At 67.3% G+C, this 19,512-nt stretch carries 17 protein-coding genes; 8 read left to right on the top strand and 9 right to left on the bottom strand.

Annotated features, from left to right (window positions below; all coding sequences use genetic code 11):
• Positions 1-318: 318 nt before the first annotated feature.
• The gene (gene fusA, locus RTO53_RS04665; RefSeq protein WP_312236710.1) at positions 319-2,361 is read right to left on the bottom strand and encodes an elongation factor G; all 2,043 of its coding nucleotides are present in this window, start codon (positions 2,359-2,361) and stop codon (positions 319-321) included.
• Positions 2,362-2,938: 577 nt separating this feature from the next.
• Here fusA and RTO53_RS04660 point away from each other — a divergent pair.
• Positions 2,939-5,137, top strand: coding sequence for a TonB-dependent siderophore receptor (locus tag RTO53_RS04660; RefSeq protein WP_312236709.1), 2,199 nt, complete (start codon positions 2,939-2,941; stop codon positions 5,135-5,137).
• Positions 5,138-5,365: 228 nt separating this feature from the next.
• Here RTO53_RS04660 and RTO53_RS04655 read toward each other — a convergent pair whose 3' ends face one another.
• The 8 genes from RTO53_RS04655 to RTO53_RS04620 form a co-directional block, all read right to left on the bottom strand.
• A complete protein-coding gene (locus RTO53_RS04655; protein ID WP_312236708.1) occupies positions 5,366-6,136 on the bottom strand; it encodes a heme ABC transporter ATP-binding protein in 771 nt (256 codons plus the stop codon).
• A complete protein-coding gene (locus RTO53_RS04650) occupies positions 6,133-7,176 on the bottom strand; it encodes an iron ABC transporter permease (protein WP_312236707.1) in 1,044 nt (347 codons plus the stop codon). Before RTO53_RS04650 ends, RTO53_RS04655 begins: the two co-directional genes overlap by 4 nt.
• Positions 7,173-8,219 carry an ABC transporter substrate-binding protein gene (locus tag RTO53_RS04645; RefSeq protein WP_312236706.1) on the bottom strand — a complete coding sequence of 349 codons (1,047 nt, stop codon included), beginning with the start codon at positions 8,217-8,219 and terminating at the stop codon, positions 7,173-7,175. The genes RTO53_RS04650 and RTO53_RS04645 overlap by 4 nt, the downstream gene beginning before the upstream one ends.
• Before the next feature lie 47 nt (positions 8,220-8,266).
• Positions 8,267-9,643, bottom strand: a complete 1,377-nt coding sequence (locus RTO53_RS04640) for an ATP-binding protein (protein ID WP_312236705.1) — start codon at positions 9,641-9,643, stop codon at positions 8,267-8,269.
• Positions 9,644-9,771: 128 nt separating this feature from the next.
• A complete protein-coding gene (locus RTO53_RS04635) occupies positions 9,772-10,779 on the bottom strand; it encodes an alpha/beta hydrolase-fold protein (protein WP_312236704.1) in 1,008 nt (335 codons plus the stop codon).
• Between the two features lie 125 nt (positions 10,780-10,904).
• On the bottom strand, positions 10,905-11,669 hold the full coding sequence (locus tag RTO53_RS04630; RefSeq protein WP_312236703.1) for a hypothetical protein: 765 nt from the start codon (positions 11,667-11,669) through the stop codon (positions 10,905-10,907).
• A 140-nt stretch (positions 11,670-11,809) separates the two neighbouring features.
• A complete protein-coding gene (locus RTO53_RS04625) occupies positions 11,810-11,995 on the bottom strand; it encodes a hypothetical protein (protein WP_312236702.1) in 186 nt (61 codons plus the stop codon).
• A gap of 277 nt (positions 11,996-12,272) precedes the next feature.
• Positions 12,273-12,881, bottom strand: a complete 609-nt coding sequence (locus tag RTO53_RS04620; RefSeq protein WP_312236701.1) for a TetR/AcrR family transcriptional regulator — start codon at positions 12,879-12,881, stop codon at positions 12,273-12,275.
• Between the two features lie 77 nt (positions 12,882-12,958).
• Here RTO53_RS04620 and RTO53_RS04615 point away from each other — a divergent pair, with 77 nt between their 5' ends.
• From RTO53_RS04615 to aroG, 7 genes are all read left to right on the top strand, one after another.
• Positions 12,959-13,540, top strand: a complete 582-nt coding sequence (locus RTO53_RS04615; protein ID WP_312236700.1) for an NAD(P)H-dependent oxidoreductase — start codon at positions 12,959-12,961, stop codon at positions 13,538-13,540.
• A gap of 662 nt (positions 13,541-14,202) precedes the next feature.
• Positions 14,203-14,490: a co-chaperone GroES gene (locus RTO53_RS04610; RefSeq protein ID WP_256775965.1), complete on the top strand. Its 288-nt coding sequence runs from the start codon at positions 14,203-14,205 to the stop codon at positions 14,488-14,490.
• Positions 14,491-14,579: 89 nt separating this feature from the next.
• Positions 14,580-16,229, top strand: a complete 1,650-nt coding sequence (gene groL, locus RTO53_RS04605; protein ID WP_312236699.1) for a chaperonin GroEL — start codon at positions 14,580-14,582, stop codon at positions 16,227-16,229.
• A gap of 228 nt (positions 16,230-16,457) precedes the next feature.
• Positions 16,458-16,952, top strand: a complete 495-nt coding sequence (locus RTO53_RS04600; protein WP_312236698.1) for a MarR family transcriptional regulator — start codon at positions 16,458-16,460, stop codon at positions 16,950-16,952.
• Positions 16,949-17,692: a DNA alkylation repair protein gene (locus RTO53_RS04595; RefSeq protein WP_312236697.1), complete on the top strand. Its 744-nt coding sequence runs from the start codon at positions 16,949-16,951 to the stop codon at positions 17,690-17,692. Before RTO53_RS04600 ends, RTO53_RS04595 begins: the two co-directional genes overlap by 4 nt.
• A gap of 14 nt (positions 17,693-17,706) precedes the next feature.
• Positions 17,707-18,054, top strand: coding sequence for a DUF6616 family protein (locus RTO53_RS04590; protein ID WP_312236696.1), 348 nt, complete (start codon positions 17,707-17,709; stop codon positions 18,052-18,054).
• Between the two features lie 267 nt (positions 18,055-18,321).
• A complete protein-coding gene (aroG, locus tag RTO53_RS04585) occupies positions 18,322-19,395 on the top strand; it encodes a 3-deoxy-7-phosphoheptulonate synthase AroG (protein WP_312236695.1) in 1,074 nt (357 codons plus the stop codon).
• Positions 19,396-19,512 lie beyond the last annotated feature (117 nt).

Raw genomic sequence — 19,512 nt, 5'->3', positions numbered from 1 at the left:
TTCTCCGGATCGCGTTGCGCAACCCAATACAACTAATACGAAACTGCCCGGCGCCCACGGATTGGTTCATGTGAGGTAAATGCCGAAAACCGCGGCGCTCTCCTTCGACAACCCGAGTTTCCCCACGCGCGCGCGGAAAAAACCCGCGCGGACAAACGCTGCGCGCCCTACCTGGCCATTGCGAACAGCACGTTCCGCTCCCTCGGCAGAAGCGCCCAAAAAAGAAGGGGCCGGTTGCCCGGCCCCTCTTCACCCACCTCTGCGACACCTGCCCGCAAGCCGCTCCGCGGCCGGCAGCGGCACGGGGCAACCCATCGCTCAGGCCGCCTGCACTTCCTCATACCCACTGAAGCGCATGTCGCTCGACGCGCGTCCCTGGGTCAGCGAGCGCAGCGAGGTGGTGTAGCCGGCCAGCCGCGCCAGCGGCGCATAGCCCAGCACCTCCACCTGTGCACCGTGGTCTTCGATCGACGCCACCCGCCCGCTGCGACGGTTGAGATCGCCCACCACGTCGCCGACATGGGCCGACGGGGCGTGGATGGCCACCTCCATCACCGGCTCCAGCAGACGCGTGCCGGCCGTGGCCAGCGCCGCCTTCACCGCCTCGCTGCCGGCGCGGTGGAAGGCCATCTCCGAGGAATCCTTGGCGTGGGTCTGTCCGTCGGTCAGCGTCACCTCGATCCCGACCACCGGATGCCCGCGTGGACCTTCTTCCAGCGCCGCACGCACGCCCTTCTCCACGGCCGCCACGAACGCCTTGGGAATCACCCCGCCGACCGTGCGGTCGATGAAGCGCACCGCATCGTCGCCGGTGGGCGTCACCTCGATCAGCACCCGGGCGAACTGACCCTGGCCACCGGTCTGCTTGACCACCCTCCCTTCCACGCCCTGCACTGCCCGCGCCGGCGCTTCCTGGTAGGCCACGCGAGGCGCGCCCACCTTGACCGGCACGTTCCACTCGCTGCGCAGGCGCTCCACCATCACTTCCAGGTGCAGCTCGCCCATGCCCCAGATCAGCGTCTCCCCGGTTACCGCATCGGTAGCGACGCGGAACGAGGGATCTTCCTGCGCCAGGCTCGACAGGCCCTGGCTCATCCGGAGCAGGTCGGACGCCTTGTCCGCGTTCAGGCGCCACGCCAATACCGCGTGTTGCGCGTGGATGGCATCCAGCAGCAGCGGCGCCGACGGCGCGCTGAGCGTTTCACCGCTCACCGCATCCTTCCAGCCGATCACCGCCACGATGTCACCGGCAACCGCCTCGGTGATGTCGTGGGTCTGGTCGGCCTGCACCCGCACCAGACGGCTGATGCGCCGGCCCTGTGCGTGCTGCGAGCTGGCCACCTGATCGCCCACCTTCAAGGTGCCCGAGTACACGCGCACGAAACTCAGCGCCGCATGCGCCTGGTGGGTGATCTTGAACAGCAGCGCCGCCAGCGGCCCCTTCGGGTCCGGCGGCAACAGCACCTCGCTCTCACCCCGCATCGCAACCACGGCCGGGCGGTCCAGCGGCGACGGCAGGAAATCGACGATCGCATCCAGCAATGTGTCGATGCCCTTGCTCTTGAACGCCGCACCGGCCAGCACCGGCACACCGGCACCGGCCAACGTGGCCCGGCGCAGCGCGTCGCGCAGCAGCGCGTCATCCACGCTGCCACCGGCCAGCCAGGTATCGGCCAGCACATCATCATGGTCGGCCACCGCTTCGATCAGACGCAGGCGATACGGCTGCCACTGCGCCTGCTCATCGGCGCTCCAGTCGCTGCGGGTCGGATTGCCGGCGTCGTCCCATTCCACGATCTGCCGGGCGATGAAATCGACCCAGCCGTGGAAGTGGTTTTCGTCGCCCAGCGGCCAGCCGATCGCCCACGGACGCGCCTGCAGCTTATCCTGCAGCTGGCCCAGCACACGGTCGAACGAGGCGCCGATGCGATCCATCTTGTTGACGTAGGCGATCAGCGGCACGCCGTGACGACGGGCCTGGTGCCAGACCGTCTCGGACTGCGGCTGCACGCCATCAACCGCGGAGAACACCGCGACCGCGCCATCGAGCACGCGCAGGGAGCGCTCCACTTCGATCGCGAAATCGATGTGTCCGGGCGTGTCGATCAGGGTCAGCCGGTGGTCGTCGCCACCGCGCGGCGCCCAATGCGCCTGCACGGCGGCAGCGCCGATGGTGATGCCACGCTCGCGCTCGATCGCCGAGAAATCGGTGGTCGCCGCGCCATCATGGACTTCGCCGACGCGGCGGATCTCGCCGGTTTTCCACAGCAGGCGTTCGGTGAGGGTGGTTTTGCCGGCGTCGATGTGGGCGATGATGCCCAGGTTGCGCCAGTGGGAAAGGGTGTGGGTCGTGGTGTTCATGGTGAATGCTCTCGTCGCCAACATCGAGGAGCCGCACGCCGCCGTTGGCTAACGGGCGTGCGGCCAGGTTTGGGGCTCGGCGATCTGGTGCATGGCACGTTCTCCTTTGCAGGGTTCATGAAGCGCTGAAACGAAAAGAGCGCCCGGTTGGGCGCTCTGTCTGGGGTCTTTCAGGGTGACCGGAAACCGGTCAGCCGCCTGATGAGCCGCAGGGCAGACGCGCCCGTTCCGCGCTTTCGCGGGTCTGGGTAAAAAACGTCAGGAGCGGCATCGAGGTCATGGCGGAGGTACTCGGGTGATGGGCGCATTCTAGACCTCGCCACGTGATGCGCAAGCGGTTATTGCACTCATGAGTGGAACGATGAGGTGACCGCCCTACCCCCTGATCCATCTGGCAAACCAATAAACACGCATCGCAGTCTCGTATATGCGAATGTGTCGCAATTGCATATGTTGTGAAAATGCCTAGAATGCAGCGGGCAACGTCGCCCCGGCGACGCAACGACGCTGGTGGCGGCTGCAGGCCGCGCGCGAAAGGCCAGCGCCTGCGCCCCTTCCGTGTCCCAGAGCCCCTGCCATGCCCGTCTTCGCTGAAACCTCCCGCCGGTTGCGACCCGACCTGCTCGCCTTCGCCTGCGTCCTGGCCATGGCCGGCGCACTCCCTGCCCACGCGCAGACCGCCACCGACCTGGACGCCGTTCGGGTCAATGCCTACCGCGCCGCGAACAGCGCCAGCGGCGCGACCAAGACCAGCACCAGCATCGCCGAGACGCCGCAGTCGGTGTCGGTGATCGAGCGCGCCGAACTGGACGCGCGCGGGGTGCGGTCGCTCAACGATGCGATGCGCTACGTGGCCGGCGTCAGCCTGGAAAGCAGCGGCATCGACAACCGGGTGGACGACTTCCGCATCCGCGGCTTCGATGCCGGCAGCTGGGCCAACAACGTGACGCTGGATGGCCTGCGCGCGCCGCAGGGCAGCCAGTGGAACCGGAGCATGTTCGACAGCTGGAACCTGGAGCGCGTGGAAGTGCTCAAGGGCCCCTCGGCGGTGATGTACGGCCAGGTCGCCCCGGGTGGCATGGTCAACCAGGTCAGCAAGACCCCCACGCCGGATCAGCAGCAACAGCTGCGCCTGGGGCTGGATGCCAATGGCCAGTACAGCGCCGCCTTCGATGTCGGCGCCGGCACCGCAGGCAACGATCACCTGTTCCGGCTGGTCGGCCTGTACCGCGATGGCGATACCCAGATCCAGCACACCGAACAGAAGCACTGGTTCCTTGCGCCCAGCTACACCTGGCAGGTCGCCAAGCGCACCCGCGTGACCCTGCTGGGCATGTACCAGAAGGATGATGGCGGCTCCACGTACCAGTTCCTGCCCGCGGCCGGCACGCTCAACCCGACCCGCTACGGCTACATGAAGAACAGCACCTTCATCGGCGAGCCCGGCTGGAACACCTTCGACCGTACGTTGTGGACGGCCGGCTGGATGTTCGAACACGCGTTCAACGACCACCTCACGCTTACCCAGAGCGCGCGCCGCACCCACGTGGATTCGCTGTACCGCGGCGTGGTCACCTTCGGCGCGCTCAATGCCGATGGCCGCACCCAGAACCGACGCGGCGTGATGGGCACCGGCAATTCGGATGGCGACACCGTCGACACCCGCCTGCAGGCGCGCTTCGCCACCGGCGCGGCCGACCATACCGTGCTGCTGGGCTGGGACTGGCAACGCGCCGACTGGGACGGCGTGCGCAGCGCGATGAGCAGCCCGCGCCCGATCGACATCTTCAACCCGGTGTATGCCCGCTACGTGCCCACGGTCAGCACCGAAACGCCGACCGCCGGGGTCAACCGCCAGAGCGGCGTCTACCTGCAGGATCAGATCGCACTGGCCAACTGGCGCCTCACCCTCGGCGGCCGCTATGACTGGACCAAGGACGACAGCACCAGCGCCAACCGCAACATTGCCACCGGCATCTCCACCCCGGGCGGCCACAGCGTGATCAAAAGCGAGGCCTTCACCGGCCGCGCCGGCCTGCTGTATGTGTTCGACAACGGCCTCACCCCGTATGTGAGCTATGCCGAATCCTTCCAGCCCTCGACCAAGTCGCCGCTGGACAGCTTCACCCACACCGCATTCGAGCCGGTCACCGGATCGCAGTGGGAAGCGGGTTTGAAGTATCAGCCGGCCTCGGTGGATGGCCTGGTGACCCTGGCGGTGTACGACCTGCGCCAGCAGAACATGATCGTCGACGATCCGGTGGCCAGCCACCGCAACTGCGGCGCCACCGGCACCGCCACCTGCTCGATCCAGGGCGACGAAGGGCGGGTGCGCGGTATCGAACTGGAAGGCCGGATCACCCCGATCGAAGGCTTCAGCCTGATCGGTGCGGCCTCGCGCATGGACTCGGAGATGACCCGTTCGGCCGCCTACAACGGCCGGGAACTGGCGATGGTGCCCGACTACAGCGCGTCGTTCTGGGCCGACTACACCTTCCAGGGCGGGGCATTGCGCGGACTGAGCGTGGCCGCAGGCGCGCGCTACAACGGCGTCAGCTACGGCGACAGCGCCAACCTGTATCGCATCCCGTCCTACACCCTGTTCGACGCTGCGCTGCGCTACGACCTGGGCCGCATCGGCAGCACCGAGGTGCAGCTCGCGCTCAACGCCAGCAACCTGGCCGACAAGCGTTTTGTGTCCACCTGCACCGGCGTGTCGTCGTGCTACTACGGCAGCGGCCGCACGGTCATGGCCACGGCGACGTTCGGCTGGTAATCAGCTTCGGGCGCCAGCGGCCGCGCGGGCCAACGCCGGCGCGAAAATACCTCCGGGGGGGGGTAGTGCCGGCCGCTGGCCGGCTCCTCATGAACCCATGGCAGTGCGAGAAGCCGGCCAACGGCCAGCACCGCCCGGCGATGGGTTCGGCGTCCTGAGAAGCCGACCAACGGTCGGCTCTACGATGGCGCTGATCGCGAATGCGGCGCAGCCGACCAACGGTCGGCTCTACGTAGGGTCGGCGACCACCACCAGCGGCACGCCGCGCTGCGGGTGCTGCAGCACGATTACCGGCTGCTGGTAGACGCGGCCGAGGTTGGCTTCGGTCAACACCTGCGCCGGCGTGCCATCGGCCGCTACCCTGCCCTGCTCCAGCAGCACGATGCGATCGGCATGTCCGGCCGCCAGATTCAAGTCGTGCAACACCACGATCACGCACGCACCGGCGTCGGCCAGGGCGCGCACGCTGCGCAGCGTGCGTTCCTGGTGGCGCAGGTCCAGCGCGGCGGTCGGTTCGTCCAGCAACAGCAGCGGCGTGTGTTGCGCAAGCACGCGTGCGAAGGTGGTCCGCGCCGATTCGCCGCCGGACAACTGCTGCACCTCGCGCTGGCGCAGCGCTTGCAGCTCGGCCGCATCGATCGCGCGCTCCACCTGCACCTCATCCAGCGCAGGATCGGGCGGGTGCGGCAACCGCCCCATGGCGACCACCTCTTCCACGCTGAAGGCAAACCGCACGCCGTGTTCCTGCGGCATCACCGCGCGCTCGCGCGCCAGCGGGCCGGCGCGGTAGTCGGCCAACGGCCTTCCCTGCAGCATTACCTGCCCTTCGTCGGCATGCAGGTCGCCGGCCGCCACCGCCAGCAGGGTCGACTTGCCCGCCCCGTTCGGACCGACCAGCGCGGTCACCGTGCCAGGCACGAAATCCAGCGCGATGCCGTGCAGGATTTCGCGCTGCTGGCGGCGCACGACCACCCCGCGCATGTGCAGCAACACGCTCATGGCGCGTCCTTGCGGCGCTGCTGCAGCACCAGCCACAGGAAGAACGGCGCGCCCAGCGCCGCCGAGAACAGGCCCAGCGGAATTTCCGCAGGCGGATCCAGCGTGCGCGCGGCGGTATCGGCAATCACGATAAGCACCGCCCCCAGCACGCCCGACACCGGCAGCAACCAGCGATGCCCCGGCCCGACCAGCATGCGCGCCACGTGCGGTACCACCAACCCGACAAAGCTCACCGAACCGGCGAACGCCACCGCCGCACCGACCAGCAGCGCACTGAAGGCGACCAACCGCCGCCGCGTGCGCGCCACGTCCAGACCCAGGTGCTGCGCCTGGCGCTCCCCCAGCGCCAGCATGTCCAGCGGCGTGGCCAGCCGGCGCAACGCGAACACCCCGATCGCGAACAGCGGCGCCACCGCGATCACATCCGACCAGCTCGCGCGTGCCAGCGAACCCATCTGCCAGAACACCAGCGACTGCAGTTCGCTCTCGCTGGCGATGTAGGTCAGAAAACCGATCACCGCCGAGCAGAACGCCGCCATCGCGATGCCCACCAGCAGCAACGTGGCATTGCCGCTGCCCTTGCCGGGCCGGGCCAACGCGTAGGTCAGGCTGATCGCCAACGTCGCACCGGCGAAGGCCGCCACCGGCACGATCCAGCCGGCGGCACCGGCCGCCCCCAGCACGATCGCCGCCACCGCACCAAGCGCCGCCCCCTGACTGACGCCCACGATGCCCGGGTCGGCCAGAGGATTGCCGAACAAGCCCTGCAGGCTGGCGCCGGCCATCGCCAGTGCCGCGCCCACCATCGCCCCCAGCAGGGCGCGCGGAATGCGCAGCTGCCAGACCACGGCCATATCACGGCCACTGACCGCATGCGGCTCCACCAGCCCCAGCTTCACCCCGATCGCCTGCAGTACCTCCAGTGGCGGCAACCGCAACGGCCCCACCGCGAACGAGGCCAGCACCGCAAGCAGCAGCACGCCGGCAGCCAGCAGCAGCATGCCGCGACCGCGGCGACGGCGGCGATCGGCCGGACTCATGCCGGCGGCAGCGCCGCCAACGCCTTCGCCAACGCCAACGCACCCACGCCGGAACCGACGCTGGCGTATTTGAGCTGCACGTCCGGCATCACCCAGACCCGGTTGGCCTGGCCGGCCGGGGTCTGCTTCAGGGTGGGATAGGCTTTCCATAGCCCCTCGGCACCACCGAACAAGGCCAGATCGTGCTCGGTCACCAGGATCACCTCCGGTGCCGCCGCCACCACGCCCTCGTTGCTCAGCGCCGAATAGTTGGCCACGCCCGCCTCGGTACCGATGTTCAGGCCACCCGCGAGGGCGATCAGCTTGGCCGACGCACTGTCCGCGCCGGCCACGGTCGGGGCACCACCGGCGCCGGTCGCCGACACATGGATCACGCGCGGCGCACGGCCGATGCCCTTGCCGATGGCGGCGGCTTCATCCAGTTGCTGCTGCACCTGCGCGCCCAGCTGTTGGCCGGCAGCGGCAAGGCCGAGGGCGGCGGCGATCTTGCGCACCTTGTCCGGGGCCGGCTGCAGGTCATCGACCACCACCGCCGGCTCGCCCACCGCGCGCAGTTTCTGCGCCAGTTCGGTATGCCGCCGCAGGCTGTTGCCCAGGAACAGCGAGCCGTGCAGGCTCAACACCCCTTCCACGCCCGTGGTGCGGTTGAACAGGAACTGATGCGGCGCGGCGCGACCGGAATCGGTCGTGGTGTTCCTGGGCGCGGCGAACACCTGTTTGCCCAGCCCCAACGCATCGATCACCGCGATCACGTCATCGCCGCCGACGATGATGCGGCCGGTGTCGTCCACCTCGACGTCGGCGCCGTCATCGGAGCGCACCGTCGCAGGCAACACAGCGGTCTGCCCGATCAGGCTCGGCAGTGCGCCGCCGTCCACACGCGCCCACCCGGCAGGCAACAGGTCGGTAGAAGGCGATGCGGCGTTGGCCGCTGCCGTCGGCGCGCCGGCCTCACCGGCCGGCGGCGTAGCCGGGCCACTGCACGCGGCCAGGGCGACCGTCATCGCGAGCGGCAACAGCCGCAGGGATACCCTTGATTTCATTCATTGCTCCTTCGGCAGGACGACCGGCGGCCGCCCTGCCCGGTGGATTACGGCTGGCGCAGCGCGATGCGGGTGATGCGGTCGCCCTTGGCGTCGTCGGCACCGCGCGACTTGTTCACTGCGAACACGTTGCCCTTGCCGTCGGCACGCACGTGGTTGGGGAAGGTGCCGCCGTCCAGATTGCCGACCACCTTGCCACCGCGATCAACCACGGTGACGGTGCCGGCGCCGCGGCTGGTGACGTAGGCCAGGCCGGCCTTGGGATCGAAGGCGACGTTGAGCGCGCCGGCGCCGACGGGCACATCGTGCAGCACCTTGCCGCTGGCGACATCGACGATCAACAGGTTGTCGGTGCCCTGCGAGGCCACATACAGCCGGTTCTGCTCCGCGTCATGGGCCACGCCCGAGGCACTGATCGAATTGCCGAGGTCGATGACCTTGTCGATCTTGCCACTGGCCACGTCGATCACCGCCGCTTCCGGGGTGCCGATGCTGACCGTGAACAGCTTGCCCCCGGCTTCATCCAGCACCAGGCTCATCGGGACGAATTTCTCGTCGTCCACGCCCGAGGCCAACGCGATCGGTTCGAGCGGCTTGAGCGTCTTCGCGTCGAACACCGACAGATGGTCCTCACCCGTGGCCGAGGCAAACACCTTGCCGTGTCTGGCATCCACCACCACGTCGCGCGCGTGCGGCACGGTGCCGACCGGGAACTGGTGCACCAGCGAGAGATCCGACTGGCGATACACCGCCAGGGTGTCCTGGCGGGTGTTGCTCACCCACACATTGCCGTTGGCATCGTCCACGCCCACGCCGTACACCGCAAACACGCTGCCGCCCTTGGCGTCGGGCACCGGCGCCGGGGTGATCGCCTTGATGACCTTGAGCGTCTTCGGGTCGACCTTGAGCAGCTGCGACTGGGTCACCGGCGGGCGGCCCACCGCCGACGTGACAAACACCGCGTTGCTCTTGGGGCTGTAAGCCGACTGATACAGGCCCTGCACGAGTTTGTTGGACTGGGTGGCAAAACGCGCCTGCCCGGACAGCGGCAGCTGCGGCGACACACGCAGGTTGAGCACCGTCGCCGCCGCCGGCTGGCTGGCGCGCACCACTACCGGATGCGTGCCCGGCACCGCATCGGCCGGAATCTGCAGCTGGGTCTTGAAGTTGCCGTCCGCATCGACGGTCAACGGCTGGCCGTTGAGCACGGTTTCACCGCGCACCAGGCTGACGTGCTGGCCCGGCACGAAGCCGCGGCCGATCACCTCGGCCGTGCTGCCGGGGACGACATTCTCACCCCGCGAGACGACGCTGCCCTTGAACACGCTGGCGGGCTGGTCGAACACCGGCTGCGCATGGCCTGCTACGGCCAGCAGCAGGCCGGCGGCCAGGGTGGTGAGACGGAAAGAAGAACGGAACGACATGACAGGCTCCTTGCACGGGTACCGCGCGATGCGCGGTGGATCATCGGTTGCCTGGGCCGGTGCGAGGTAGCACGGGAAGCCTGGGTAGCGGGTTGCACGCGCGCGGCGTGCGGAATGTCGAGAAACGATCAGGGCTGCGCAGCAGCAGCGGTCAGGCTGCGGTCGCCCACGCCATACAACACGCTCAATGTCGCCTGCAGCGACGCGGACAGCATCGGGCCGTGGCCCAGCCCATCGAATTCGCGGTAGTGCACGTCCAGCCCGGGCACCCTGGCCAGGCGCTGCGACAACTGCATCGCCGCATCCGGCGTGGCCCCGCCGATGCGGCGCAGATGCGCGACCACGCGCGGGTTGCCCATGTCGCGGTTGCCGCGGTCACCGTTGCGCTCGGCACCGCCCAGCATCACCCACACCTTCGCAGGCTGGCCGTGCTGGTTCTCCAGGAACTGCTGCTCCATGTCGCCCAGCGGCGCGCCCTGGTTCCACCACAGCGACGGGCTCGCCGAGAGGTAGTACTGGAACGCGGCAGGCCGTGTGTACAGGCTGCTCAGCACGAACAGCCCCCCCAGCGAATGGCCCCACAGCGCCTGCTGCTGCCGATCGATGCTGGCGCGCTTCTCCACCTCCGGCTTGATCCGCCGTTCGATCAGATCCTGGAAGGCGAACGCACCCCCACCGACCACCGTCGGCTTGCCCCCCTCATCGTCGGCGCGGTCGATCCACGCGGTGTAATCGGTGGTGCGCGCCGGCGAATCGATGCGCAGGTCATTGTCGTAGCCGATGAACACCAGCACCGGCGCGGCCTTGGCCGCCAGTTCGGCAAGCAGCGGCTGGTCCATCACCATCGCCGCCGCGTTGCCGTCGAGCATGTACAGCACCGGCGCCGGCACCTTGCCGCTGCGCACGGGAATGCCGACGTTGACCTGCCAGCGGCGCTGTCCATCCGGACTGTCCAGGGTGAATCGCTCGAAGCGGTAGCTCTCGGCCTTCTGCACGAAGACCGTCTCGCCGACCCGCTGCTGCGGATTGCGCTGCTGCGCCGACGCGCTCGGCATCGCGCAGGCCAGGCTGAGCATCAGACCGGCCAGGGGCAGCAGGGCGGGCGATCGGCGGCGGGCCGCGAAGGACAACGTCATGGGCACTCGGGGGCAGCGGCGCGGAGCCGCACAACCCGCTTCACAAGGGGACGACGCAGTCTAACCTAAATGCGAATGCTTATCACATAGATCACGCGCCAGGACTGCCCCAGCACAGGCGCGCGTCAATCCTTGCTGCAGTTGCGGCGCGCTTCGCCGACCGTCGCAACCGTTCCCTGAGCCCCGCTGGACAGCCATCCCTTCAGCGACATGTCCGCCGGCAACGCGGGCGGGCGCTCACCGTCGGCGATCACCAGCTCGCGCCAGGTGCCCACCGGTTCAAGCTCGGCCAGGCGCGCCGCGCGATCGTCATCGGTGCTGAAGCTGGCGTCCGGGTCGGAGGTGTGTGTGTTCGCACCGTTGGACGTCTTGACCGTGCGCAGCTGCAGCCCCTGCCCCGCGACCCGACGGGCAGTGATGTCGAACTGTTCGCGGCCATACGCCCATGCGTGGCTACCGGTCGAGGACACCGGTTCGGCAGACGCCGGCAGCGCCCATTCGGCGCCCACCACACCCTGCACCATCGCCACGCCGGTGAGCGTGCCCATGTACTGCATCATCCGCACCGCCTTGAGCTGCTCGGCGCTCAACGGCGTGGCGCTGCCGGTCTCGCCGACCGGATTGATCCAACCCGATTGCGAGCACACGATCAGCATCACCGGTTCGCCGTCGCCCTCACCCACGCGCAGCAGCGTATCGCCGTTGGCGAACTGCTGCAGGCGGCCACGGAACTGCGCCTTTCCCTCCTGCACACCTTGACTGAAGGCCACATCCGGGCTCTGTTCGAGCAGCGGTTCGATGGCCGCGCGACCGGCAGGCGCCGCACTTGCAGCAGCGGCACCGAGAAGGGCAAGCGCCAGCAGCGTGCAACGCGGGAAGACGACAGACATGCAGACAATCCTGTGCAGAGGCACCGACACCGTCGATGCGGAATGGCCGTGCATGATACGCGAGCAACCTTCATACCCCCACACATGCGAAGGCCCGACCAGAGGCCGGGCCTTCGCCGAATGCGGGAACCGCGGACGACTTATTCTTCTTCGTCCTGGCTGCCCTGCTGGGCATTGCGCTCGCGCTTCTGGTCCTGGTCCTGCTGTTGCTGCTGGCCCTGACGCTGCGGATCGCGCTGCTGCTGCTGGCCCTGCTGGCCCGGCTGGTTGTTCTTCTGTTCCTGCGGATTCTGCTGGTTCTGCTGCGGGTTCTGGTTGGTACCCATCTGTGCATCTCCGGTGTTCGGCAACGAAATGATGCCGGTGGATGCACCGTAGTCGGGCCGAGGTTACCGTCGCGTGCGTGCGGGGCGCAGATGCGTAGACGCCATCGACATGTGGTTAAACAATTCATGACAAACCACGCCGTTGCCACGACGCTGTCTCATTCATTACCGAAAACAGGGCCTTTTCGCGCGCTTTCAGCGCATCCAGGCAATAAGCAAAGATGCATTGGTCATGACGCGGACAGGCGCGGGCAATGTCGGCCCGCTGCAGTGTCCATCACGCGCGCTCCACCATCGCCATGATCGTCGCCGCCAACTCCTGCTGTGCCTGAAGCGGCGTGATGTCGCCAGTGACCGCAGCAAGCGACAATCCTTCCGCCGCACCGAGCATGCCCCACAAGCCGGCCGACGGCAGCACGCCACCGCGCGCGAAAGGCGCGAGCAGGTCGCGGCATTGCGCGATGAAGAGCGCCTCGTACTCGCGCTTGATCCGGGCCAGCTCCGGCGAACCGGCCAGCGCGGCGATCACGCCTGGAATCTCGCGGCCCTGGGTCTGCACACAGGCCACGTAGGACTGCGCGATCACCTGCGCCTTGTCGTGCAGGGTTGGCCCGCTGCCCGCCAACGCGGCGTCCATCACCGCCCCCTGGCGCTGGTCGAAATCCCGGTAGAGCGCGGCCAGCAGCCCGGCCCGGGTGCCGAAGTGGTCGTAGACCACCGGCTTGGTCACCCCGGCCTGCTCGGCCAGCCGCCCCAGCGTCAGCGCCTCGGTACCCTCTTCGCGCACCAGCCGCCAGGCTTCGGCCAGCAGCTGGGCGTGCCGGTCGGCGCGGGTCAGCCTGCGACGCGGGGTGTCCACGGACGGATCGGGAGCGGTACTTGACACGGCTATATACCAATCGTAACTTACGAGTCGTAACTTACTAAAAGTATACACCTCTCCCCGCCTCGCCGGACTGCCCCATGCACACCCTGATTGTCACCTCACACCCCAACCCCAATTCACTGACCCACGCCGTTGCCGCCCGTATCGCCAGCGGCATCACCGCGGCCAACCCCGACGCCACTGTCGAACGGGCCGACCTGAGCGCCGAAGGATTCGACCCCCGCTTCACCCAGGCCGACCTGGACGGCCACCATCGCCTGCAGCCGTTTCCACAGGATGTCCTGGCCGAACAGGCCCGCCTGGACCGCGCCGACGCACTGGTGCTGGTCTTCCCGGTCTACTGGTGGGCCATGCCTGCGCAGCTCAAGGGCTGGATCGACCGGGTCTTCTCCAATGGTTGGGCCTACGACGACGCCGACGGCCGGGTGGTCAAGAAGCTCGGCCATCTGAAGGTGCACCTGGTCGGCCTGGGCGGCGCGGACGAGCGCACCTGGACCAAGCGCGGCTATACCGGCGCGATGAAAACCCAGATCGACACCGGCATCTTCGACTACTGCGGCGCGCCGGTGGCGTCCTCCACGCTGCTGCTGGAGGTGGACACCACCGACCCGGCACCCCACCTGGACACGGCCCATGCGCTTGGCCGGTCGATCGCCTGAAAAAAGGTTCTTCGCCCTTGTGCGGCGCCCTCAGAAGCACGCATTGAATTCTTCCAGGCGCGGCGGTCGGTGGATCGGGCACTGGGCCCCCTTGCCCTTTCCGACGCCCCCGGCGTCGGGCTGCGGCCGCCCTTCGTGCTTTATTTCGCCTCAAGCGGGAGTCGGTGGGTCGGGCGCTGGGCCCCGATGCCCTTTCCGGCGACGCCCCCGGCCGCAGGGCGGCCTCCTCCTTTATTTCGCCTCCAAGGGCATCGGGGCCCAGCGCCCGACCCACCGACACGCTTGGCTTCTGCCTTCTTTCCGCAGCCGAGCCCCGTAGCGGCCGGTAGGCTCCTGGGCAAAATAAAGGAGGAGGCCGCAGGCCGGGGGACATTTGCGCCAGGGGCCTACCGGCCGCTACGGGGCCCTCACGCTCGCGGCAATCCCGAACGGAGCCAGGATGCTTTGCCTTTGCGTTTGCCTTTGCCTTTGCCTTTGCCCTTCAACCAAACGCACCCCGGAAAAATTTCGACCCTCCCCCTTGAAAGGCGCGCGCCCAGCACCATCTCTGCTCCGTACCCGCACTGCCGGGTTTTTTCGTGAGCGTGGTTGGCAGTCGCCCTGGGTGACTGCTAACATCGCCAGACTTTCCTAGACCAATCAACAACTTAAAAGGGTCTCACATGAGCATCAAGCCGCTTCATGACCGCGTCGTAGTCAAGCCGATCGAAGCCGACGAAATCTCGTCCGGCGGCATCGTGATTCCGGATTCCGCCAAGGAAAAGTCGACCAAGGGTGAAGTCGTGGCCGTCGGCCCGGGCAAGCCCCTGGACAACGGCAGCGTCCGCGCGCCGTCGCTGAAGGTCGGTGACAAGGTCATCTACGGCCAGTACGCCGGCAGCAGCTACAAGTCCGAAGGCGTCGAATACAAGGTCCTGCGCGAAGACGACATCCTCGCCATCCTCGGCTGAGTGATGCCGCCGGCCCGTGCCGGCGCTTCCGCAATCTCCCCCATTCAAGCAGCCGGGCCTGGCCCGGCGCCACATAAAAGGTAATCGCAATGGCTGCCAAAGATATTCGTTTCGGTGAAGATGCCCGTTCGCGCATGGTGCGCGGCGTCAACGTGCTCGCCAATGCCGTCAAGGCTACCCTGGGCCCGAAGGGCCGCAACGTCGTGCTCGAAAAGAGCTTCGGCGCCCCGACCATCACCAAGGACGGCGTGTCTGTCGCCAAGGAAATCGAACTGGCTGACAAGTTCGAGAACATGGGCGCGCAGATGGTGAAGGAAGTTGCTTCCCGCACCAACGACGACGCCGGCGACGGCACCACCACCGCCACCGTGCTGGCCCAGGCCCTGATCCGCGAAGGCGCCAAGGCCGTTGCTGCCGGCATGAACCCGATGGACCTCAAGCGTGGCATCGACAAGGCCGTCATCGCCGCCGTTGCCGAGCTGAAGAACATCTCCAAGCCGACCACCGACGACAAGGCGATCGCCCAGGTCGGTACGATCTCGGCCAACTCCGACGAATCGATCGGCAACATCATCGCCGAAGCGATGCGCCGCGTGACCAAGGAAGGCGTGATCACCGTTGAAGAAGGCTCGGGCCTGGAAAACGAGCTGGACGTCGTCGAAGGCATGCAGTTCGACCGCGGCTACCTGTCCCCGTACTTCATCAACAACCAGCAGTCGCAGACCGCTGACCTGGACGATCCGTACGTGCTGCTGCACGACAAGAAGATCTCCAACGTGCGCGACCTGCTGCCCGTGCTGGAAGGCGTGGCCAAGTCCGGCAAGCCGCTGCTGATCATCGCCGAAGACATCGAAGGCGAAGCGCTGGCGACCCTGGTGGTCAACACCATCCGTGGCATCGTCAAGGTCGTGGCCGTCAAGGCACCGGGCTTCGGCGACCGCCGCAAGGCGATGCTGGAAGACATGGCCGTGCTGACCGGCGGCACCGTGATCTCCGAGGAAATCGGTCTGTCGCTGGAAAAGGCGACGATCAAGGACCTGGGCCGCGCCAAGAAGGTGCAGGTCTCCAAGGAAAACACCACGATCATCGATGGCGCCGGCGAGAAGGCCAACATCGAATCGCGTGTCACCCAGATCAAGACCCAGATCGAAGACACCTCGTCCGATTACGACCGCGAAAAGCTGCAGGAACGCGTGGCCAAGCTGGCCGGCGGCGTTGCCGTGATCAAGGTCGGCGCCTCGACCGAAATCGAAATGAAGGAAAAGAAGGATCGCGTCGACGACGCCCTGCACGCTACCCGTGCAGCCGTTGAAGAAGGCGTGGTCCCGGGCGGCGGCGTTGCGCTTGTCCGTGCCGTTACCGCGCTGAGCGGCCTGAAGGGTGCCAACGAAGACCAGAACCACGGCATCCAGATCGCCCTGCGCGCGATGGAAGCCCCGCTGCGCGAAATCGTGGCCAACGCCGGTGAAGAGCCGTCGGTCATCGTCAACCGCGTCAAGGAAGGCACCGGCAGCTTCGGCTACAACGCCGCGACCGGCGAATTCGGCGACATGCTGGAGTTCGGCATCCTGGATCCGACCAAGGTGACCCGTTCGGCGCTGCAGAACGCTGCCTCGATCGCTGGCCTGATGATCACCACCGAAGCCATGGTGGCCGATGCCCCGAAGAAGGATGACGGCGCTGGCGCTGCTGGCGGCGGCATGGGCGGTATGGGTGGCATGGGCGGCATGGACTTCTGATGCCGCTGCCGGCCCTGCGCCGGCACGCATCGGTCCGGTAGGTGCCGACCGTTGGCTGGCACTCACCGTCCGCAGTACGACAAAAACCCCGCCGAAAGGCGGGGTTTTTTTGTGTGCGATGGGAATTGCGATCGCACCAGCGCCAATCAGCGGCGCGTGGGCCAATGGAGATTGCAGTCCGCGCAGTTGACGATATGATTAGGTGACTAATCATATTCGCCGCGCATCGTGCTCGAACCCAAACACCACGCTTTCCTGACCGAGCTCAAGCGTCGCGGCCAGCCCGAACTCGACGGCCTGACGCAGTGCTTCCAACTGCTGTCGCTGGCCAGTGCGATCGACCAGGACTGCGCGCATCGGCTGGCGCCTTCGGGTCTCAGCGAGGGCCGCTTCGTACTGCTGTTCCTGCTGCAGGGCGCCGGCGACGCACTGTCGCCGCATCAGCTGGCCGAGCGTGCGGGGGTTACCCGTGCCACCGTCACCGGCCTGCTCGATGGGCTGGAGCGCGATGCGCTGCTGGAGCGCCATGTGGACCCGGCCGACAAGCGCCGGGTCCACGTGCGCCTCACCGCCGCCGGGGAAGCCCTTGCGCTCGATCTCTTCGACCGGCACACGCAGTGGATCCGTACCCTGTTCGCCGATCTCAGCGAGCAGGAACGTACGCTGCTCAGCGGCATGCTATGCCGCATCTGGGCGCGTACCGATGCCGGGAGGGCCGAATGAAGCCACAGGCGCTGTCGCGCGAACGCCGCGCCCGACTCGATGGCGGCGAAGCCGAAGCCACGCACCTGGCCGAGATCCTCGCCGTCGATTTCGCCCGCTTGCTGGGCAACGTCGCCCCATCGCTGCCAGCGGCCGCCGTGGCCAACATGCGCAAGGCCGCCAGCAGCGGCATCACCCTGCGCATGCAGGGCGCGGCCACCTTGCTGCGCGCGCACGCGCTTGGCGACGCGGCGCACTGGTCCACGCATGCCAGCGACACCGTGCGCGGCTGGGCCTGCTACCTGATCGGCAGCGACCCGCGCCTGTCGTTGGAACACAAACTCGACGCGATGCGCGCGCTGGCCGACGATCCCCATTTCGGCGTACGCGAATGGGCGTGGCTGGCCGTACGCCCGCACATCGCCGCCGAGCCGCTGCGGGTGCTGACGCATCTGCAGCCGTGGACCGCCGATCCTTCGCCCAACGTGCGCCGCTTCGCGTGTGAAGCGTTGCGCCCGCGCGGGGTGTGGGCAGCGCATATCGCGCTGCTCAAGCAGGAACCACAGCACGCGGCGGCGCTGCTCGATGCCCTGTGCTGCGACCCATCGCGCTACGTGCAGGACTCGGTGGGCAACTGGCTCAACGATGCCGGCAAGAGCCAGCCGGACTGGGTGCGCGCGCTGTGCGATGGCTGGCAGCTGCGGCATGCCGATCACGTTGCCAATACCTACATTCGCAAGCGCGCGCTGCGCTCGCTCTGACCCCAGGGAATGCCATGTCTTACATGTTGATCGAGCTCTACACCGCGACCCCGGCGTGGACTGCGCTGGACGCACTCTCGCGGGCGGCCTTCTTCGCCCGCATCGGCGCAGGCATGCAGCACGTGGATCCGGCCAGGATCAAACCGTTGGCGATGGGGCCCATCGACCAGGACGTGCCGCATACCCGTGCCGAGCAGTTCTACGCGGTATGGCAATGCAACGAACGCCAGGACGCCGATGCGTTGCTCGCCGCGATCGATGCCACGGGCTGGCACACCTATTTCACCACCACGCATGTCGCCGGCAGCGCGGGTGGTTTGCAGCAGCATCTGGCCGAGCTGGCCGCGTTGCCCAAGGCATAACGCAGTCCGGGCAGCGGCTGAACATTGCCGGCCAGTTGCGAATGAAACATTTTGCGTCGCACAAAAGCTGTGCTATCAATACTCCCCAATGAACGCACGCCCCGCCAATTCGTACTTTTGGTATTACTTTCCGAAGCCACCGGCGGAGGAAGGCATGCGCTCACCCTGAAGAAACCTTCAGACGCATTCCCGAAAGCCGCCAGCGCACCTGGCGGCTTTTTTGTTGCCGCCGCGCTGGGGACCCCCACTTCCAAGGAGTTTCCCCCAATGCCCCCGCACACCGATGACCTGCGCATCCGCAAGATCGAACCGTTGACCCCGCCGGCCCAGTTGCTGGCGATGCTGCCCTGCGACGATGAAGCCTCGGCCACGGTCAGCGCCTCGCGCGCGGCCCTGCACGAGATCCTGCACGGCCGCGACGACCGCCTGGCCGTGGTGATCGGGCCGTGCTCGATCCATGACCCGGTCGCCGCCATCGAGTACGCCCAGCGCCTCAAGCCACTGCGCGATGCCTACGCCGACGAACTGGAAATCGTCATGCGCGTGTACTTCGAAAAGCCGCGCACCACCGTGGGCTGGAAGGGGCTGATCAACGACCCGGACCTGGACGGCAGCTTCAATATCAACAAGGGTCTGCGCGTGGCGCGCGGCGTGTTGCGCGACATCAACAAGCTCGGCCTGCCGGCCGGTGTGGAGTTCCTCGACGTGATCTCCCCGCAGTACATCGCCGATCTTGTCGCCTGGGGCGCCATCGGTGCGCGCACCACCGAAAGCCAGGTGCACCGCGAGCTGGCCTCGGGCCTGTCGTGCCCGGTCGGCTTCAAGAACGGCACCGACGGCAACATCAAGATCGCCGCCGATGCGATCGGCGCGGCCTCCAATCCGCACCACTTCCTGTCGGTCACCAAGGAGGGCGGCACCGCCATCGTGGCCACCGCCGGCAACCCGGATTGCCACGTCATCCTGCGCGGCGGCAAGACGCCCAACTACGATGCCACGCACGTGGAAGCGACCAGCCAGACCCTGGCCAAATCGCACCTGGCGGCGCGCATCATGATCGATGCCAGCCACGCCAACAGCAGCAAGAACCCGGAAAACCAGCCCAAGGTCATCGCCGACATCAACGCACAGCTGGCCAACGGCGAAGAGCGCATCGTGGGCGTGATGGTGGAAAGTCATCTGGTCGCCGGCCGCCAGGACCTGGTCGAAGGGCAGCCGCTGACCTACGGCCAGAGCATCACCGATGGCTGCATCGGCTGGGACAGCTCGCTGGCGGTGCTCGAAAGCCTGGCCGAAGCGGTACGTGCACGCCGCGCGCTGCGGGTCCGCGAAGCGGCGTGACGCGGCACCGTGTGACCGGACAGGCACGTCGATCCGGTAGAGCCACCCCATGGGTGGCTGAAGCGCGGACCCGGCGCCGCTTGCACCGGGTCGTTTGACAACGATTCATTTTCGTTG

Source organism: Stenotrophomonas sp. (assembly GCF_031995405.1).
GTDB lineage: Bacteria > Pseudomonadota > Gammaproteobacteria > Xanthomonadales > Xanthomonadaceae > Stenotrophomonas.
Note: the sequence above shows the minus strand (reverse complement) of the source record. Positions and strands in the feature narration are given on the sequence as shown.

Coding starts and splice junctions, on each gene's coding strand:
- RTO53_RS04590 (WP_312236696.1), top strand. CDS start 17,707: ATGTCTTACATGTTGATCGAGCTCTACACCGCGACCCCGGCGTGGACT.
- RTO53_RS04640 (WP_312236705.1), bottom strand. CDS start 9,643: ATGTCGTTCCGTTCTTCTTTCCGTCTCACCACCCTGGCCGCCGGCCTG.
- fusA (WP_312236710.1), bottom strand. CDS start 2,361: ATGAACACCACGACCCACACCCTTTCCCACTGGCGCAACCTGGGCATC.
- RTO53_RS04645 (WP_312236706.1), bottom strand. CDS start 8,219: ATGAAATCAAGGGTATCCCTGCGGCTGTTGCCGCTCGCGATGACGGTC.
- groL (WP_312236699.1), top strand. CDS start 14,580: ATGGCTGCCAAAGATATTCGTTTCGGTGAAGATGCCCGTTCGCGCATG.
- aroG (WP_312236695.1), top strand. CDS start 18,322: ATGCCCCCGCACACCGATGACCTGCGCATCCGCAAGATCGAACCGTTG.
- RTO53_RS04610 (WP_256775965.1), top strand. CDS start 14,203: ATGAGCATCAAGCCGCTTCATGACCGCGTCGTAGTCAAGCCGATCGAA.
- RTO53_RS04650 (WP_312236707.1), bottom strand. CDS start 7,176: ATGAGTCCGGCCGATCGCCGCCGTCGCCGCGGTCGCGGCATGCTGCTG.
- RTO53_RS04625 (WP_312236702.1), bottom strand. CDS start 11,995: ATGGGTACCAACCAGAACCCGCAGCAGAACCAGCAGAATCCGCAGGAA.
- RTO53_RS04660 (WP_312236709.1), top strand. CDS start 2,939: ATGCCCGTCTTCGCTGAAACCTCCCGCCGGTTGCGACCCGACCTGCTC.
- RTO53_RS04635 (WP_312236704.1), bottom strand. CDS start 10,779: ATGACGTTGTCCTTCGCGGCCCGCCGCCGATCGCCCGCCCTGCTGCCC.
- RTO53_RS04630 (WP_312236703.1), bottom strand. CDS start 11,669: ATGTCTGTCGTCTTCCCGCGTTGCACGCTGCTGGCGCTTGCCCTTCTC.
- RTO53_RS04655 (WP_312236708.1), bottom strand. CDS start 6,136: ATGAGCGTGTTGCTGCACATGCGCGGGGTGGTCGTGCGCCGCCAGCAG.
- RTO53_RS04595 (WP_312236697.1), top strand. CDS start 16,949: ATGAAGCCACAGGCGCTGTCGCGCGAACGCCGCGCCCGACTCGATGGC.
- RTO53_RS04615 (WP_312236700.1), top strand. CDS start 12,959: ATGCACACCCTGATTGTCACCTCACACCCCAACCCCAATTCACTGACC.